The organism is Staphylococcus sp. AtHG25, assembly GCF_003217445.1.
Classification (GTDB): Bacteria; Bacillota; Bacilli; order Staphylococcales; family Staphylococcaceae; genus Staphylococcus; species Staphylococcus haemolyticus.
The window spans coordinates 1-18,767 of sequence record NZ_QJSN01000010.1; the positions used below are offsets into that span (position 1 = coordinate 1).

Consider the following 18,767-nt stretch of genomic DNA (forward strand, 5'->3'; position numbering starts at 1 on the left):
GCTAATAATTATAGAGGTAATTGTGCCATTTTTGTATTCAAACATAAAAATTGGACTGATGATTTTTAGTCATCAGTCCAATTTATTATAGAGCCTATATTTATCAATAACGAAAAGCCTGAGTTATCTATAACAGATACCTCAGGTTTTTCGTTTTAAGACAAGGTATGCGTATATTTAAACATTGTCTAATTCATTTTTAATAAACGACTTAAATAATGGTTGCCATGACTTAGTTCATCATAACTCCCTTGTTCTTTAATCTGTCCATCAATAAGAACAACTATCTTGTCGAAATATGGCAGTAATTTTAAATCATGCGTTGCAATAACCAATGTTTCAACTTGTTCATCAATCAATTGCATCACTTGTTTAGTATTATCCTCATCTAATGCAGTCGTTGGTTCATCTAATAACCATATTGGGGAACCTTTTAGAAAAAGTCGCCCTAGTGCAATACGTTGCATCTCACCACCTGATAATGTGTTTCCATCTAAAGTGATTGTTTTTTCTAGATCTAGATAGCCTAAATTGAGGCTCGTTAAGACACGTTGAATGACATCATCACTTTTACTAGAGAACATATTGTAACGTAATGTACCATCAAATAATTGTTGTGATTGTAAAAGAACATTAAGCTTTTCAAAGCGAATGTCTTCATCTAGTTGTGATATGTTCTGACCATCAAGAGAAACTTGTCCTTCATCGATATCGTACAAACCACTCATAATTTGTAATAATGTACTTTTACCTGAACCAGATGGTCCAACAATCGCTACTTTCTCCCCTTTCCCAAGAGTTAAATTAATATTGGATAACGTTGGTAATTCTTGATGTTCATAACTAAACGATACATTCCTAATATTGTAGACGTTACTCTGTTTTGTTACCAATGATTGCTTAGATTGATCTACTGGATATGATAGAACATCATTTAAACTATTTAACGTTTCATCTGTATCTGCTTTGTAATATGCAAAGTTACTCATAGGCACTGTTTGTTCGAATAGAGTTAACATCATCAAAACAATACTCGTTAAATACACAACATTTAATTGTCCTTCTTTAACTTGAATAAATCCCAATGCTAAGGTAGCAAATATAGCGATCATTGCGATTATATTTAGCATATAATCATATAAAGTTAAAAATCTCGTTTCTTTCGATTGCATTTTGTCATACGATTCTAATGCGTTCATTAAATCTTCACGATAGGCTTCTGCATTGTTAAAACGATTTAACTCAGCATAGCCATCTTTATAATCATAAAATTGGGTAATCGTAGTTTGTTGCTGTTGTGCAACTTGTTGCTTCAATTTACCTGCACGTTTAGCACTCAACCACGGTACAAGCCAAAGTGAACACAACATACTTATAATGATAACTATAGCATGCATAACACTAAAATATACCAATGTTACTGCTGCAATAATTGCTGTGAAACCAATGACAACCGGTGGATAATAGACTCTTAAATAGATGTTTTGTAAAGCTTCGACTTTGCTTATCATTTTAGTCAATAAATCAGCAGATGAATATTGGCGATATAAATTAGGTACTCTAGGGATTAATGTTTCTAAAAATTGAACCCGAACATCTCGTAACATTGTAAATGTCGTTTTATGTGATAGTAAACGCTCCCCATATCTTGCAATCGCACGTATAAAACCGAACAACTTAACTGATACAACTAACACCATTAATGCATATAAAGGTGCGCCTAAAGCACTTTGAGTTACCATGTACCCACTTAAGAAGAACATTGCTAATGCAACGACACTCCCAATAACACCCGTCAATTTTGCTAATATTAAATCTTTGTCAGGTCGAAATCGAATTTGTGGTTTCACACTAAGTCACCACCCTTTTCAAGTCTTACAGAAATCGTTTGATCATTTTCAACTAAGTAACCATCTTTTATAAATAATCGTCGCGTTGCTTGACGAAGCGTTGAATCGCGATGGGCAATCATAATCATCGTTACCCCTTCAAAATGTTGTGAGATAACTTGTTGAATAACAGTTTCAGTCTCTATATCCAGGCCAGTCGTAGGTTCATCAAAAGCAACAATATCAGGATTCATCAATAATACCCTTGATAACTCAATACGACGCATTTGTCCGCCTGATAGCATTTCTCCACCTTCACCTATTCTGCTATGAATACCATTTTTTAGAGACATAACCTTTTCTTTTAGACCAACCATCTCTAACACATGAAGAATTTGGTCGTCATCAACTTTTTTAAACATTGCTATGTTATCTTTAATTGATGCTGAAAAAATATAAGGATTTTGACTGAGCATTCCAATTTGATTAACACATTTGTTAAAGGACACATGCCCACTCGTCGGACGTACTATTTGAGTAAGTAATTTGGCTAAAGTCGTTTTACCTGCACCACTTGGTCCTACAATAGCTACATTTTCACCCTTATATATCTTGAGCGATATATCACGAATGGCATAAGAAGGACTATTAGGATACTGATAATTGACGTTGCGCATCTTAATAAGTGATTCTTGTTGCTCTTTTACTATTTCTCGATTAGTAAGCGGTGTGTTTTCAGAATCTAAAAATTCAAAAACTACATCACTAGCACCCTCACTTTGCTTACCTGTGTGGAAAGCTTGTCCTAAATCTTTTATAGCATTATAAAATTCAGGAGCTAATATAATTGCAATAGCTGCTGTTTTAAAATCAATATTATGAAAAACAACAAGACTTAATGCTGCTTCTAATGCAACCAATCCAATACCAAGCATACTTATGAATTCGAGCATCAAACTTGATAAAAATGCACTCTTTAATATGCGCATCGTTAAATCTCGAAATTGTGTACTATCTTCGTATACTTGTTTTTTCGTGTGGGCTGTCTGTCTAAAAAGTTTAAGTGTAATCAGTCCCTTAGACACATTAAGAAAACGTTGGCTAAACTGATTTAAATACGTCATTTGATCTTTTGATTCATCACGTGTTTTAAGTCCAAAAATGATATAAAAAAGTGGAATAAACGGTGCTGTAACTATCATTATTAATGCAGTATTTAAATGAATAAAACACATTGCTATGATAATCATTAAAGGGATCATCATAGATTTAAAGACCTGTGGCAAATAATTTTTAAAAAACGGGGATAGTCCGTCTATTGTCTCTGTTAAAATATTAATTTGCGTTCCTGTAGCAATAGTTGATTCTTTCAAAACAACTTCTCGACGCAATTGATGTTTAACTTTGCCAGCTAACATATCACCTAATCTTAAGTTAATCATATTCAATGTTGCTCTAAGAATTAAAACGATTAAGATGATAATCAATAATGAATTTACAGAACTCAAATGATTGTAAAGCACTCGATTTAAAAAACTCGCAATACATATATTCTGAACCACTACTGTTATTGCTAAGAACATACTCACAATTCCCATAAATAATGGAAATACTTTATAATTAAAGACTAAATTCATTAGTTTTTTCACTTTATCTTCACCTAATTTATTATTATAAAAGGTTCTCAAATGTTTATCATTTAATATCTTTTAAAAAACAGTGACAATATAATGAACATAACATCTCATCCTTAAGTCCGTTGCGGTAAGTTACGTTATATCAGTAAATTAATAAAGGTACTGCGATATATTGTATATAAAATCAATTATTAGTTATCTCATTATTATTAGCGTTGATTTGATGCGTTATGATATTATAGAAAAGTGAATTTTGACAACAATATATTTAAAGACAACAATATTTTAAATTTTTAATAAAAGAAAGAGGTTACTTATGATTATTATCGAGTTTATCAAGGGCCTTATCTTAGGTATTGTCGAAGGTTTAACTGAATTTGCTCCAGTTTCATCTACAGGTCATATGATTCTAGTGGATGATATGTGGTTAAAATCGACTGAATTTCTAGGTCCTCATTCAGCTTTTACATTTAAAGTCGTAATTCAATTAGGTTCTGTTTTTGCTGCGGCATGGGTATTCCGTGAGCGTTATTTCGAAATGTTACATATTGGCAAGTATAGAAACACTTCAATAAATGAAGAATTTCGTTCTAAACCACGTCGATTAAATTTACTACACGTATTAGTTGGTATGATTCCAGCTGGTATATTAGGTGTGTTATTCGACGATTTTATTGAAGCACATTTATTTAGTGTTCCTACTGTAATGATTGGTTTATTCTTAGGTGCAATTTATATGATTATTGCAGACAAATATAGTAAAAAAGTTCAAAATCCTAAGTCAGTTGACCAAATCAATTATGTTCAAGCATTCGTAATTGGTATCTCTCAAGCGGTAGCAATGTGGCCTGGTTTCAGTAGATCTGGCTCTACGATTTCAACAGGTGTCTTGATGAAGTTAGATCATAAGTCTGCTTCTGACTTTACCTTCATTATGGCTGTACCTATTATGCTAGCTGCAAGTGCACTATCATTAGTTAAAAACTATCAATATATTGAACTTGCACATATTCCATTTTATTTAATTGGATTCTTGGCTGCCTTTATTGTTGGCTTGATTGCAATCAAAACATTCTTACACTTAATTAATAAAGTTAAGTTAGTACCATTTGCAATTTATCGTATCGTATTGGTAATTATTATAGCCATTCTTTACTTCGGCTTTGGAATTGGTCAAGGCATTTCAGGTTAATTATAAATCAATCTAATAATGTCTTTACGTCACATAACATCGTCAAAGATTTAATCTTTGGCGATTTTTTTAGTCAATTAGCTGACTAAGACACTCTCTTAACCTACCTAGTTTTACTCAAGTTAATATAAGGGTTCTAGCTAGTTCCTTCGTTTAGTATGATGTATCATAGGGTAATGAAGATAAATAGTAAATCTAATGGAGGCAACGAGTATGGACAAAAAGAAAATCATTAAAACGGCGATTAATGTTTTACCAATCATTATTGTGCCACTAGTAGTAGAACGTAAGCGTATTAAATCTCATCCTGAGATACAAAAAGCAACTCATGCAACGTCAAATGCAGGACAAGCGATTGCGAATAAAGCAACAGGTGCAAAAGAGTATTTAGGAGATAAAAAACAAGAATTCGACAACAAACGTGAATTAAAGAAAATTGCAAAAGAAAATGACCCTGAATACATTCAGAAAAAAGGCGAAAAGTTAGCTAAGAAAAACTATAAAGAAGCTGACAAAATGAATAAAAAACTTCAAAAAAATATCGAACAACGTCATAAAGAAGAAGAAAAAGAGCGTGAAAAGAACGAAAAACAACGCATTAAAGACATGAAAAAAACTCAAAAATATCAAGAAAAAGTTGGTTTAACTCCTGGTAAACTTGATGATGAGACAGAGAAAAAAGGCGAAAAACTTGAGAAAGATAATAAAAAAGACGTTAATAAGCTAGATAAAAAGCTCCAAAAAAATATTGATAAACGTCATAAAGAAGAAGAGAAATTACAAAAGCAAGAAGAAAAAGCACGCATCAAAGAAATGAAAAAGTTCAAAGATCATGAGGCTGAAAGTATTGTTACACAAAATAAAAATGAAGATAACAATAAGGCGTAACGCTTTATGACACGTGTAATCATTGATGGAGATGCTTGTCCAGTAGTTGATTCAGTAATTGAATTAACTATTGGGACAGGCATTTTTGTTACCATTTTACGCAGCTTTAGCCATTACTCAAATAAAGTGCTCCCGAATCACGTTGAAACAATTTATGTTGATGATGGACTTGATGCTGTTGACTATAAAATTGTAAAGCTAGCTACACTAGAAGACATTGTAATAACTCAAGATTATGGACTTGCCAGTTTATTACTATCTAAAGTTAAGATTGTAATGCACCATAAAGGGCATTTGTATCGTTCAAGTAACATAGATATGTTATTACAACAACGTTATAATAATGCACAGATAAGAAAGCAAGGCGGTCGTCATAAAGGGCCTCCCCCTTTTTCAAAAGAAGATAAAAAAAAATTTGAGCGTGCATTTAAATCAGTTATCAAACAACTATAGGAGGAAGAATAATGAAGCGAATTGCAGTATATTGCGGTGCTAGTAAAGGTAAAGACCCCATTTATGTTAAAGAAGCATACGAACTTGGTAAATATATGGCTGAGCAAGGTTATGAATTAGTTTTTGGTGCAGGTTCTGTAGGTATTATGGGTGCAATTCAAGATGGTGTATTAGATCACGGTGGACATGCTATTGGTGTAATGCCTAAGATGTTAGATGAAAAAGAAATCACTAGTCAAAAAGTGAGCGAACTTATTCTTGTAGATTCAATGCATGAACGCAAACAAAAAATGGCGGAACTTGCAGATGCTTTTGTAATGGCCCCTGGTGGCGCTGGATCTCTTGAGGAATTTTTCGAGACTTATAGTTGGGCGCAAATTGGCATTCATGAAAAACCAATTGCCGTTTATAATTTAAATGGATTCTTCAATCCACTTCAACAACTTATAAATAGTATGATTGAAGAAGGATTTATTGATGAAAAATATAAACAATTAGCACCTTTATATAATTCTAAAGAAGATTTAATTAATGGGTTACTTAATTTTAAACCCTTAGGTATACGTACATACGATTAATTATAAAGCGACATGTTTTGGACTATTATATTTATAAAAGTGATTATTTATCACATAATATAACTATCCAATCTCATGTCGCTTTTAATCTTATATTGATAATTGTTTATAATAACGTACTTGTCTTTTTAACATATGATATTTGCTTAACTCTGGTAATTCAAAATGGTCATATAATGTCATGCCAATTTTTTCCATTACTTTTCTAGAAGGCAAATTATTTTCTGCAGTAAAGCTATAAATAGCTTCAATCCCCTTTTCTTTGGCAAATGCTAATACAGCTGTTGCACCTTCAGTGGCAAGTCCGTTACCCCATACTTCTGGAATAAGACGCCATCCAATTTCATACAGTGGTAATTCCTCAAATGGGTATTGGCTATCTTGAGGTATATAATTAACCCCAATAAAACCAAGCCATTCGCCAGTCTCTTTAAGTTCAACTGCAAATAAGCCTATATCGTTTTCTTTAATAATGTCATCCATTTTTTTCATATCTAATTCAGAACGTCGATAACTTAATAAACTTGGAAAATAGCGTCGCACTTGAGGATTAGCATTCATCTTTTGAAATGGCAATAAATCTTCTTGCTTCCAGTCTCGTAATTTAAGTCTTTCTGTTTCTATATATGTAGCCATTTTCAACACCCCATTTTAAAGAAATACATGAGTAAAAAAGTGCGATATGGATATAGACCATAGCACACTTTATCCGTCTTTAAATTTGATTGAGTAACTAATTAACCTCTAGATATATAACTAACGAGTTCAATGTGTACTGGAATCTCTTTTAAACGATCACGTTGATCTTTAGATGCAACAAAAGTTGCATCTACAAAGTCATTACGATGGTTAAGTTTAAATGTAGCTACAAATGTGTCGGTATCAGATTCAAAGTTTGGTAAGTGTGCAACCACACGTTTGATTTCACCAGTAGAATCAACAATTGTACGTCCAGTAATATTTTCAATTTCACGTCCTAATTCAGGTAATGTGATTTCGCGACCTTCTAAAATGTGAAAATCTTGTTCATGCATGTGTCATCTCTCCAATATTATAGTTTATGATTAAACGTTTTATTATGTAGTTAAGCTTAATTTATACAATGATTAAATTGTGAATTGTAAATGATTTAGATTTAGTTTACCCTATATCCGTACATGTCAAACTTGACGTATGAGGCCGGCTAAATTGCCTTCATTATTTAAGTAATTTTATTAACGGCTACTTGATGATGTATCGTCTGAGCTACTTTGTCCACTTGTAGCATTTTCACCGCTATTTGATTGACCCTCTTGAGTATTATTAGATTGGTTAGATTGCTGTGAATCACTACCACCATTTGCCTTAGAAGTATTCGTTTCGTTACTTGAAGTGCTATTTTCAGTGGTACTTTGGCTCTTAGACTGTTTGTATGTATCGCTATCTGATGATTGATTTGAGTCACTACTATCACTTTCATCACTTTCCGAATCATCTTTAGCTGATTCTGTCGCAACTGAATCATCCACTTCTTTTTGAAGCTTTTCACGTTGGTCGTTAAGTTTCTCTTTTTGCTTTTCTAAGTCTTTCTTTTGATTTTTCAAATCATCATTTTCTTTTTGAAGTTCTTTAACATCTTTCTCTAATGATGCTCTTTCATCACTTTTACCGCAAGCAGACAACATAAGTGTCGCAGAAAGTAGAAGTATCAACCATTTTTTCATACTTATCTCCTTTATTACGAATGAGTAATATTATTTTAACATGAATTAAGAACCTATTCATTTGTTTACCTTAGGTCTTTACGCATTTTTACATGACTTATCGCATAATCATTCGCTTTATTGAGCTCAATCATTGCATCATTTGTAGTATCAACCATACCTTCAATTGATTTAGCACCCATTGCAATCGCCCAATTTTCTAAAGCAATCTTTAGACGCTTAGCATGACCCAGTCCTCGAAAATGAGGGTCAGTGTATATCATCTCAGTGATTACTTTTTCTTGAACAGCCTCAAAATGACCCCAAATAAACGAAATTAAGCGCCGTGTGTCTTCGCTCAGTTCAATTAAAATTATATCATTACTGTGCTTTAATCGTTGAATAATCATATCTTGACGTAATCCAATTGATAGATGTGTCGCATTGTAATGTATTTCTCGCTTTTCAATATAATATTCTTGTATCTTTGCGATGGATTCAATCCATTCTATATCTTTAACAGTTAGTTTTCGCATAATGACTTCCTTTATGTTATACATTATATTCTATATTTATCTATGGTATGATTATCCATATTTAACATATAATAATCTATTATTATTAAAAATAAAATAAGTTTAGACGTTAAGGAGCTTAGTCAATGAAATCCACTGCGAAATTAGCACGTGAAAATAATGTAAAATCATTGCGCCTAAATAATACAGATAGAGAAATCTTTGAAAATTATATGACATACATCCGCGCTGATTTACGCGTCAATCCGCATGACAGTGAGGTAATGCTAAGTCGTATATTAAAAAGATTATTAGAAGCTGAGAATGAAGGTACGTTAGCATTAGAGTTTTTCGAACATAATCCAAAAGCACATGCTAAAAAAGAAATTAAATCATTGCCTAATGAAACGTTTCAAAATATATTTAAGTATATTTTCAGGAATTTTATTTTTTTAATTGGTATTTTTTGTTTCTTTAAAGGCTTTATTGGCTTTTTTATTGGTGGAGATAATAATAAAGTTTACTTGTATACATTTCCGATTAGTGTCATAGCAGGTTTATTTATTATTTTTATGTTTATATTAGTCATATTTAAGACGGTTCAACTTCAAAGTTTCAATAATTCACATTGGGTGTGGTTATTTAATTACACTATTATCGCTTTACTGTTAGTCGCTCTATTTTATGTCTTTTTTATTCCGCAATCATTTTTAGCTTTTGGTCCTTACATTCTTATTAGTAATTGGTCATTTATTATAATTTCAGCCATCATTACGCCGATTGCTTTTTATATACAACATCATTTTGTTAACAAAGATTCAAATACTATCTTATAATACGTTGTCACGATGAACTAAGACTTGTAAAGTAGCATTTTACAAAAAATAAAAAAGGTTAAGCATCTGTATCGTACGTGCGCAATGATGTTCTCAAAAGACGAATTGAAAACTCAAAGCCACTTTGATATGAATGACTTAACCTTTTTTTAATTATCCTACTAAAAACACATCTATAAAGAACCAAATGACCATAATGAACATAATTAACGCTTGTGCAACCGAACTCGCTAAAAATGCTACTACAGATCCAATGCTTGCTTTAAGTGCTTTTCCAAAATCAAAATCTTGCACTAATTCTACAATGAGCACTGCTATAAAAGGTACGATGATAATACCGAATGGTGGAAGGACGAAGCACCCAGCAATCACACCTATTAACGCAGCATATTCACCCAATTTAGAACCGCCAAAGCGATTTACAAAGTATTTATTCATTAAAAAGTCAGATACTAAAATAAATACAGTGAACAAAATCATAGCTACATAAAATATCCATGATAACCCATCTTGAGAGAATCCAAATTGATAAATTAAGAATCCTACCCATAGCACAAGTACAGATGGAATAATAGGCTTAATTAAACCTACAAATGCTAAAACAAATGATAATAGTATTAATATCCATAAAACAACTTCCATTACTTAACTTTCACATCCGCTTCCGTATATTTTTGATCTTTCGTAAAGAATATCAATATCATTCCTATGAAAATAGATGTTGCTGAAACAAAGAAAACATTCTCCAATCCAACCCAATGGCTCATTGCACCACCTAATAAATTTCCTAACAACTGTCCAATCACCATTGCATTCGCAAATAATGTTGAAGCATAACCTGGGAAATCAGGTAAAATATCTTGGAAATAGCTAATACCTAATCCGAGTAAGATAGCTAAAAATAGTGCTAAGAAGATTTGTCCGATCATCATAGCATAGATATTTTCAAAAACACCAATACTAAAATAGAAGGCACCACCACTAACTGCACCTATGATTAACAACGTTCGAGTAGCTAACTTAGCAGATAACATACCTAATATAACCATAAAGGGAACTTCTAAGCCGGCACATAAACTTGCTAGCGTTCCTACATATCCCTCTTGCTCCTTAAGATAATCTGTGACAAATAGCGGCATATTCATTGTGTACATCCATTGACCTATATGTAATAAAATAAATGCTATAAATGGAATAAATAGTGTTTTATCTTTAAGCATATTAGGCGCAGTCTTCTCAATATTGGCTGTACCACCAACTTGCTCTTTTGCTGATAAATTTAAATCTTTATAGAAGAAGATTTGTAAAACAAGTGTGAATAATAAAATAAAGACAGTGCCACCAAAAAGTCCAGCATATCCCATAAATTGAATTAAATACGCTCCGATTAACGGACCAAATAAGAAACCAAAAGAAAACATAGAGCGTAAAACAGTGTTGGCAAATTTAGCATTATTTCTTGAAGATGAAACGTTAATGGATTCACGTGCAGATGCATATAATTGTGGCATTGCTGGAGCGAATAACCCTTGAAAAATAGCGTATACAATAATAAACAACCAAATATTATGAATATAAAAATAAATCGAGAAACTAATAGCCCCCATCATTAGTGCACTAATGATGAGTACTTTCCTATTAATGCTATGCGTATCTGAAAAGCGAGCGACAATAGAATTGACTGTAAATTGACTCACTGCTGCTAGGGCAAGTAGAATACCGAATTGGTTAGTTGTCATCCCTAGCTCTTTAGTCGCGAATAAGACGAAGTAAGGTACTGTGATGGCAATCCCCATACCTAATAGCATCATATTCACAACGAATAATTTGTAGTTTTTTATATTCAACAATGCTGCAAACATTTTTCTACCTCTATTCTTTTTTAATTACACGTTATCCTAATGATTAGCGAATAAAGTTAAGCATCAAAGTAACAAATGACTCAACTTGAGGGAGTTGTAACATGCTACTGTCATAACTCATAAATGTTGAGCGAATAAGTGGTTGATTGTCGATGTTTACCTTTTCAAATTCAAACATATTTTTATCTATATTTTTCATCATGATTTCCGGAAGAATCGTAACCCCTACACCACTTACTAACATTTCTTTGCATGTAGCAACTTGATCCACTGTTATCGTTGCGTGATAGTCTTGTCCAAGATTCTCATTATACCATTCTTTAATTTGATTAATATAGATAGGATCAGCTTGAAACTCTATGAAAGGTAATTTAGAAACCTCGCTCTTTCTTTCTTTTGGGTAGATAAAATAATGATCATCGTCAAAGAGGTGTGTATTAGTCAAGTTCATTACTTTATTTCCTCGAGTTATCATCACATGATAGTCTCTATGATTTGCTTTAATTTGTTCTGTAGAACCTACTTGAACTTGTATCTCAACATTTGGAAATTGTGAATTATATAAACTTAATACTTCTGGTAATAACGTTTGACCAATCAATGATGAGCAACCGATTGAAATGGTACCATTCACTTCTCCAATATGTGCTTGCATTTTATCAAAAAATACACGCTCTCGTTTTAACATGTCACGAGCGTGCTCAATAATCATAGCACCCTCAGTGGTAGTGATTAATTGTTTCTTTGTACGGATAAATATGTCTACACCAAATGAATGCTCTATTGCTTTAAGTCGTTGTGTTACAGCTGGTTGAGAAATATATAATATTTCTGCTGCTTTACGTAACGTCTTAGTTTCATCTAATGTAATTAATAATCGATAGTCTTCTATTTTCATACCTTCCCCCTACTAATGTTTATTCATGAACATGGCTATGAGCAACAAAAAAGTTTAAGACCGAAACGAAAACTATATAAACAATGCTTCACATTTACTTATCGTTCCGCTTCGCTCCTAATATTAAAGGATTAGAGTTCCATTATTTCCCTTTATTTACATGTGGCTTATGATGTTGAATATGTTTTTTATACGTCTTATTATAATTTGGCTTTTTCAACTTACCAACCATCTTGTTATAGCAATACATAATTCGATTATTAACATCATCAAAATTTTCATTGATTTCAATCATCAATTGATGCGCAATCATATAAGCTTCATGATATTGTTTTTTAGTGATTTGTTCATTTTTTAATGCTAATTTCAAATCATTTTCATCAACGAGCTCATATTCTCCAGTTGATGGTAACACAAGCACATCCAAGAATAAATCGAGTGTTCTAGCATTGCCCTTTTGAGTAATATTCTTAATATTGATATCGAAGTAATACTCCAATGGATTTCCTTTATCATCAAACATTGCAGTAATACTATATCGTTTCTTTTCCGGCAAAATCTGCAACCATTGATAATTGTCATCAGCAACAATTATATTCTGGCCTACTACCGTCACCTCTAAAGGTTCACGAACCTTCTTCATCGTGACCAAGCCAATAATACCCTTAAATCTATTATTATTTACCTTAACTTCTATGTAATCACGTTCTAATAGGCGACGCCAGTGACGTTTATCTATATATTTAATTTTCATAAAGCCACCAACTCCTTGTCATTATTATATTAAACTAACTAATTGATGTCATCTTTGGTCGTTTTTAATTGAATTACGCACATAAACATATAAAAATTTTCAATTTTATTTTACTACAACTAATTAATTTTTAGGGAAAATTGACAAAAATACTCGTATTTGTTAGTTTATGTTTATATTATCTGAAAATTCTAAATAAATTGATGAAGGAGGAACTGCTATTGACTTACAGACCTTTTAAAGCAGACCATGTTGGAAGTTTGTTACGACCTCAAAGATTAAAGGACGCTCGCGCTAAATATAATCAAAATGAAATCAGTGGTGCAGAGCTAAAACAAATAGAAGATGAGGAAATCGACCGTATTATAGAGAAGCAATTAGAAATAGGTTTACATAGTATTACTGATGGTGAATTTCGAAGAAGTTGGTGGCACTTTGATTTCTTAGAAAATCTAGATGGTGTCGAAGGTTACACTCCTGATCACGGGCTAGAATTTGAAGGGCTAGAAACGCGTGCCCATAATGTAAGAGTAGTTGATAAAGTTAGATATAATCCTAATCACCCCCATTTTGACCATTTCAAGTTCTTATATGACAGAGTTAATGGACGCGCTACCGCAAAAGTATCAATTCCGAGTCCAAACCAATTATTCCACCCTAACATATTGAATGAAGATATTTATCCAAATATTGAAGACTTTGCTCATGATATTTCTGAAGCTTATCGCCAATCATTGCAACATTTTTATGATTTAGGTGCAAGATACATACAAATAGACGATGTATATTGGGCTAGTCTGACTGACGGTACACATAAAGTTCGAGGACGTCAACGTACAGATGAAGAAAAAGTTCAAGCTCGTGAATTAGCATATAAGGTAGTAAATGATGCTGTCGAAGGTCTTCCAAAGGATTTAATTTTAACTACACACATTTGTCGTGGTAACTATCAATCAACATGGGCAATTTCAGGTGGTTACGAAGCGATTGCTCCGTATTTATTTAAAGAGCACCTGCATGGATTTTTCTTAGAATATGATGATGAGCGTTCTGGCGACTTTGAGCCTTTACGCTATTTTGATAAGGATGCTTATGCCGTACTAGGTTTAATTACTTCTAAGGCACCCGAACTTGAAGATAAAGAATTAATTAAACAACGTATTAAAGAGGCACAACAATACATCTCTCTAGATCAAATATGTTTGAGCCCTCAATGTGGATTCGCTTCAACTGAAGAAGGTAATCAGCTCACAGAAGAAGAACAATGGACTAAATTAAAATATGTTGTAGAGCTATCTAATGAGTTATTAGGAAGCGCTAATTAGCACCTTATTGAATTCTAAAAAGAGCCTGAGCATAATTCAATGACTCAGGCTATAAATATATATTGGCAGAAGTTGACCGATTTAAAAATGCGCTTTTAACAAGCTTTTTTTAATTCTAATCAACCTTGCCTGGTGGGCGAGGCCTCAACAAAGAGAATTTTTTAAAGAAATTCTACAGGCCAAGCAAGCTGGGGTTACAACGAAATAAATTTTGGAAAATATTATTTCTGTCCCACTCCCTTAAGTCTATTGGTCTCTGTTTAATAAGGCATAACGTTTAATAATTGCCTCGTGTTGAGGATACATACTGTACAACTCATCTTGTGTGAATAATTCAAAATGATTAAAATCAAATGCTGGTTGGCACATACATCCAACCAAACTATAGCCTTCTCTGTCTGTTAAACTCGATGCAAAAATAGTACCTTTAGGCACTAAATACTGCAATACATCGCCATTTTCAATTGAAGCACCTAATTGTACTGATTGATAGTTCCCCTGAGGTGTAATCATATGAATGGTCAAAGATTCACCTGCATGATAATACCATACTTCATCCGCATCGATACGATGAAAATGAGAAATATCACCAGTATTTAACAAGAAGTATATACTACTGAATGGTGCACGTTGTGTCTCATTTATTGTTTCTCGAATTGTTTCTTTATAGTAGCCACCTTCTGGATGAGGTGTTAGATCAAGTTGTTTAATCCAATAATCTGCATTTTTCTTCATTATTTTAAATCCACATTATGGAAAACATTTTGAACATCTTCAAGGTCTTCGAGTGCATCAATTAATTTCTCAAATGTTGCTTGGTCATCCTCTGATAATTCAATATCAGTTTGAGGTAACATTTCAAACTCAGCCACTTTAAATTCTTCTACACCTGTTTGACGTAATGCATCTTGTACATGAGCAAATTGGTCTGGTTCAGCATAAACGATTGTAAGATCTCCATCTTCAATTACATCTCTAACATCAACATCTTGTTCCATTAATGCCTCTAAAATGTCATCAGCTGATTTACCTTCAATTCCGAAAGTAGCCGTGTGATCAAACATGTAAGCTACAGAACCTGATACACCCATATTTCCGCCATTTTTACCGAAAGCAGCTCTCACATCTGAAGCCGTACGGTTTACATTATTAGTTAATGCATCTACGATAAGCATTGAACCACTTGGTCCAAAGCCTTCGTAACGTAGGTGGTCATAATTTTCATCACCAGCACCTTTAGCTTTGTCAATTGCTCTATCAATAATATGATTAGGTACTGAATACGTCTTCGCTCTTTCAAGTACTAATCTTAATGCTTGGTTAGATTCAGGATCTGGTTCACCAGATTTGGCTGCTACATATATTTCTTTACCAAATTTCGCATATATTCTACTTGTATTTTTATCTTTTTGGGCCTTTTTCTCTTTAATATTATTCCATTTACGTCCCATAATGTCATCTCACTTTCATACTCAATAATCCTTATTATATAGCATTAATAAAGCATTGTCTAAAAAGGAAATAAACGCATTGTACGAAGTAAAAATAAGCATAAAAAAATACTGACAGAATGTCTTTGTCAGTATTCTCGTTCAACATATTAAATTAAATATCTAAGAATTCTTCAACATCATTGAATAAAGCATCGAATTTTTTAACATTCTTCTCATCCATATAGATAAAAATTTTTCTCTCATCTTCAGTTGATCGAACCTTACTTAGTCTTTCTTTTTCTATAAGTCGTCGAATTGAGACTAATAATTTAGTTCTACTTAACTCTAACTCACTAATTGCTATTTTTAGAAATTTTTGCATTAACATTTGATCTTTAGCAATATGTTCATAAGCAAGTTTGAGCAAAGCCAAATCATTTAATATCAACTTATATTGTTTATCTATGTACTCTGACAATGCTTTATATTGTTTATAGAATTCTAGTAATTTATTTAATTTGTCATTATTCAATGATTTTTGCACCTCCAAATATAAGCAGACAACATAATTACTATTATCCTTTATATTTTTAGGTATGTCTTATAACTTTGTTTAGAAATTTTTGTCGAATTTACTAACAAAGTTAAATATAGTTGCGCAAAACACAATTGAATAGATTTTATTTTTTTAAAATTTTAACGATGTACAACGCATTGTAATTAAGTTTAATTTGAAGAGGTGCATTATTAAAGTTATGTTCTATCATTTGAAATGTTGGATGGATTAAATAATCTAGTTTTCTTAAAAATCGTTTTGACCATTTATGTTTTTTTCTAATACGCTGAGAAATAAGATGATTAATATTACCGTTATAGTCATCGACGAGTTGAATTTGAACTAAATAGGTATCTTTTAATACATCATCTGTAAAATCAATAAATATATATATGTCTGATCATAATTGACTTGCAATGATTCACTTTCTAAAACACGCCAATCGTAAATTAAAACAGTATATTGGTCTTCATCGTCAATTAAGATGTAATTTTCATTAAATAATTTGGGTTTCATACTAATTTCAATGAGTTGCTCTAAAATCGTTCCTAATATCGACTTAAACCCGTTTTCATCGAATATGTGAAGTGCATTAAACAGATTACCACTATGCTTGAAGTTAAAGCCAATTCCGTTAAAATATGACGCTGTTCTCACAAATGTCTCAATTAATAAAGGTGCACTATTATTCAAATCATTATATTTACTATTTAAAAATTTGTGGTTTTCAAAATTTAAAAATATTATTTTCTGATCTTCTAGATCAAATTGCTTTAATATTTGTCTAATATTTTGGTATTGTAATATATTTTTCACCAGTAAATGTTCATTCTGTTCAATTAAGTAAGGCATTTTTAGTTGTGCATTATCAATATATAAAAATTCAAAATTAATGCGTTTGATTTGTGATTCTAATGTTTTAAACAATACAGGGTCGTTTAATAGCTTACTTATTTCTAACCCAAATGAAAATTGTTGCGTTTTATGCTGTATTTTTAAAATAATTCGATAAATGGATTTCAAATTTACTTCATCTAAATCAAAAACAAGACCTAATTTATGATTACCACTCGTAGGAAGTTGATGTTCTCTGAAGTAGTTTGCTACATCCTCAAAATTAGACTCTAAAAAATCCGTTAACGTTAAATCTTCCAGTCTAAATACTACATTTAATTCATTAATAATGATGTATTCAAACAATCGTTGTCTCTCATACTTTGTCATTTGATTTTTAATATCACGCATATCTACATTTAGATAAAACTTCAATGTTGAGTGTTCGTAATACAAAGGTCGTGCAAAATCTTGAAAAAATAATAATCTTATTTCTTCTATAGTATTAATTTGAATCACTAAATAATACGGATTCACAGTAGAACCAATTGTTGAATCTGCGTAGATTATATGTTCATCGTGTTGGTTATAATATTGTTGTTTAATCTTGATTAATTGATTAATGTAGTCAATATTTCCTTCGATTATATTTTCATAATCCATATCAATAAATTTTTCATATCTATCACAGTATCGGTACTCGTTGGGAGTCATGCCAACATAATTTTTAAACGTTTTAGAATAACTTGAAGCATTGCTAAATCCTACTTTTTCACTTATTAAACTTATCGTGTATTCCGTTGATAATAGCCATTCAAATGAATTTGCAATTTTTAAAGTATCTACATATGTCTTGAAACCCATATTTAGCAATTGATTAAACTGTGCCGAAAGATTAGATTTAGAAGTAAATAACTTTGATGCTATACCCGTTAGCGTTAATTTCTTAGTAATATTTTGATTAATATATTCTAATATTTCGCTTAATTCACCGTAAAAAGAGAAGTTATATTGATGATTTGCGATTGATTTCTCAATGGCGCCTTCTTTCCCTATAATATCAACAACAGATGTAATATATGTAGTATCTTCAGAAACTGAGTCTGCGTTTAAATGGTTTAGGACAAGTTGCAATAATGCGCGTTTAATGGAGTTAATGGACTTAACTAGATTAGTTGAGTATTTATAATTGAAGAAATCAAAATGGCGATCTCTAAACCAATCACTAGCGATATAAAGCATGATGGTTTTTTTATTTTTTAGAATTGAAAAAATATCTGTATTATTAATAACGTAAATGTCATTTTCGACGTTAACGGTTTTAGTAAAGTGCTGAAGTTTAAGTTGACCTTCTATCGGAAACAACAGAATAATACCGTCTTGGCAACGTGTCATTTTGTATTCATTCTTAGTCAATATATGAATATTGGTATTAGACATTGATTAACCTCTTTCTAATTCATGATAGTCTTTCTAAATGTTGTACTAATTTCCT

20 protein-coding genes are annotated in these 18,767 nt (G+C 31.9%); 6 read left to right on the forward strand and 14 right to left on the reverse strand.

Annotated features, from left to right (window positions below):
- Positions 1-188 precede the first annotated feature (188 nt).
- Both BDW31_RS08245 and BDW31_RS08250 read right to left on the reverse strand, forming a co-directional pair.
- Complete coding sequence (locus BDW31_RS08245; RefSeq protein WP_053024933.1) at positions 189-1,850, reverse strand: amino acid ABC transporter ATP-binding/permease protein; 1,662 nt, start codon at positions 1,848-1,850, stop codon at positions 189-191.
- Entirely contained in the window at positions 1,847-3,478 is a 1,632-nt protein-coding gene (locus BDW31_RS08250; RefSeq protein ID WP_053024934.1) for an ABC transporter ATP-binding protein/permease, read from the reverse strand. The genes BDW31_RS08245 and BDW31_RS08250 overlap by 4 nt, the downstream gene beginning before the upstream one ends.
- A 304-nt stretch (positions 3,479-3,782) precedes the next feature.
- On the opposite strand from BDW31_RS08250, the gene BDW31_RS08255 reads away from it, so the two are divergent.
- The 4 genes from BDW31_RS08255 to BDW31_RS08270 all read left to right on the forward strand — a co-directional run bounded on the left by BDW31_RS08255 (position 3,783) and on the right by BDW31_RS08270 (position 6,577).
- Positions 3,783-4,658, forward strand: a complete 876-nt coding sequence (locus BDW31_RS08255; protein WP_037536471.1) for an undecaprenyl-diphosphate phosphatase — start codon at positions 3,783-3,785, stop codon at positions 4,656-4,658.
- 213 nt (positions 4,659-4,871) lie between these two features.
- Entirely contained in the window at positions 4,872-5,546 is a 675-nt protein-coding gene (locus tag BDW31_RS08260; protein ID WP_053024935.1) for a hypothetical protein, read from the forward strand.
- 6 nt (positions 5,547-5,552) lie between these two features.
- The gene (locus tag BDW31_RS08265; RefSeq protein ID WP_053024936.1) at positions 5,553-5,999 is read left to right on the forward strand and encodes a YaiI/YqxD family protein; all 447 of its coding nucleotides are present in this window, start codon (positions 5,553-5,555) and stop codon (positions 5,997-5,999) included.
- An 11-nt stretch (positions 6,000-6,010) separates the two neighbouring features.
- Entirely contained in the window at positions 6,011-6,577 is a 567-nt protein-coding gene (locus BDW31_RS08270; protein WP_037549149.1) for an LOG family protein, read from the forward strand.
- 90 nt (positions 6,578-6,667) lie between these two features.
- On the opposite strand, the gene BDW31_RS08275 is transcribed toward BDW31_RS08270, so the two are convergent.
- The 4 genes from BDW31_RS08275 to BDW31_RS08290 all read right to left on the reverse strand — a co-directional run bounded on the left by BDW31_RS08275 (position 6,668) and on the right by BDW31_RS08290 (position 8,795).
- Positions 6,668-7,213, reverse strand: coding sequence for a GNAT family N-acetyltransferase (locus tag BDW31_RS08275; RefSeq protein WP_053024937.1), 546 nt, complete (start codon positions 7,211-7,213; stop codon positions 6,668-6,670).
- Positions 7,214-7,314: 101 nt separating this feature from the next.
- Positions 7,315-7,611: a hypothetical protein gene (locus BDW31_RS08280; RefSeq protein WP_053024938.1), complete on the reverse strand. Its 297-nt coding sequence runs from the start codon at positions 7,609-7,611 to the stop codon at positions 7,315-7,317.
- Between the two features lie 180 nt (positions 7,612-7,791).
- Positions 7,792-8,280: an SA0632 family lipoprotein gene (locus BDW31_RS08285; RefSeq protein ID WP_037548386.1), complete on the reverse strand. Its 489-nt coding sequence runs from the start codon at positions 8,278-8,280 to the stop codon at positions 7,792-7,794.
- A 65-nt stretch (positions 8,281-8,345) separates the two neighbouring features.
- Positions 8,346-8,795 (reverse strand): GNAT family N-acetyltransferase, encoded by a 450-nt coding sequence (locus tag BDW31_RS08290; protein ID WP_053024939.1) that lies wholly within the window; start codon positions 8,793-8,795, stop codon positions 8,346-8,348.
- A gap of 125 nt (positions 8,796-8,920) precedes the next feature.
- Here BDW31_RS08290 and BDW31_RS08295 point away from each other — a divergent pair, with 125 nt between their 5' ends.
- Entirely contained in the window at positions 8,921-9,610 is a 690-nt protein-coding gene (locus tag BDW31_RS08295) for a DUF1129 family protein (protein WP_037548381.1), read from the forward strand.
- Between the two features lie 153 nt (positions 9,611-9,763).
- On the opposite strand, the gene BDW31_RS08300 is transcribed toward BDW31_RS08295, so the two are convergent.
- From BDW31_RS08300 to BDW31_RS08315, 4 genes are all read right to left on the reverse strand, one after another.
- Positions 9,764-10,252 carry a DUF456 domain-containing protein gene (locus BDW31_RS08300; protein WP_037548379.1) on the reverse strand — a complete coding sequence of 163 codons (489 nt, stop codon included), beginning with the start codon at positions 10,250-10,252 and terminating at the stop codon, positions 9,764-9,766.
- Positions 10,252-11,472 carry an MFS transporter gene (locus BDW31_RS08305; RefSeq protein ID WP_053024940.1) on the reverse strand — a complete coding sequence of 407 codons (1,221 nt, stop codon included), beginning with the start codon at positions 11,470-11,472 and terminating at the stop codon, positions 10,252-10,254. The genes BDW31_RS08300 and BDW31_RS08305 overlap by 1 nt, the downstream gene beginning before the upstream one ends.
- A 43-nt stretch (positions 11,473-11,515) precedes the next feature.
- A complete protein-coding gene (locus BDW31_RS08310; protein WP_011276481.1) occupies positions 11,516-12,370 on the reverse strand; it encodes a LysR family transcriptional regulator in 855 nt (284 codons plus the stop codon).
- 142 nt (positions 12,371-12,512) lie between these two features.
- Complete coding sequence (locus BDW31_RS08315; RefSeq protein ID WP_016930913.1) at positions 12,513-13,124, reverse strand: ribonuclease FAU-1 family protein; 612 nt, start codon at positions 13,122-13,124, stop codon at positions 12,513-12,515.
- Between the two features lie 221 nt (positions 13,125-13,345).
- Here BDW31_RS08315 and BDW31_RS08320 point away from each other — a divergent pair, with 221 nt between their 5' ends.
- Complete coding sequence (locus BDW31_RS08320; protein WP_080365852.1) at positions 13,346-14,449, forward strand: 5-methyltetrahydropteroyltriglutamate--homocysteine S-methyltransferase; 1,104 nt, start codon at positions 13,346-13,348, stop codon at positions 14,447-14,449.
- Positions 14,450-14,695: 246 nt separating this feature from the next.
- On the opposite strand, the gene BDW31_RS08330 is transcribed toward BDW31_RS08320, so the two are convergent.
- From BDW31_RS08330 to BDW31_RS08345, 4 genes are all read right to left on the reverse strand, one after another.
- On the reverse strand, positions 14,696-15,184 hold the full coding sequence (locus BDW31_RS08330; protein ID WP_053024942.1) for a cupin domain-containing protein: 489 nt from the start codon (positions 15,182-15,184) through the stop codon (positions 14,696-14,698).
- Positions 15,184-15,900: a YebC/PmpR family DNA-binding transcriptional regulator gene (locus BDW31_RS08335; RefSeq protein WP_011276485.1), complete on the reverse strand. Its 717-nt coding sequence runs from the start codon at positions 15,898-15,900 to the stop codon at positions 15,184-15,186. The genes BDW31_RS08330 and BDW31_RS08335 overlap by 1 nt, the downstream gene beginning before the upstream one ends.
- A 154-nt stretch (positions 15,901-16,054) precedes the next feature.
- Positions 16,055-16,414, reverse strand: a complete 360-nt coding sequence (locus BDW31_RS08340; protein WP_053024943.1) for a transcriptional regulator, SarA/Rot family — start codon at positions 16,412-16,414, stop codon at positions 16,055-16,057.
- A gap of 381 nt (positions 16,415-16,795) precedes the next feature.
- Entirely contained in the window at positions 16,796-18,712 is a 1,917-nt protein-coding gene (locus BDW31_RS08345) for a helix-turn-helix transcriptional regulator (RefSeq protein ID WP_242305893.1), read from the reverse strand.
- Positions 18,713-18,767 lie beyond the last annotated feature (55 nt).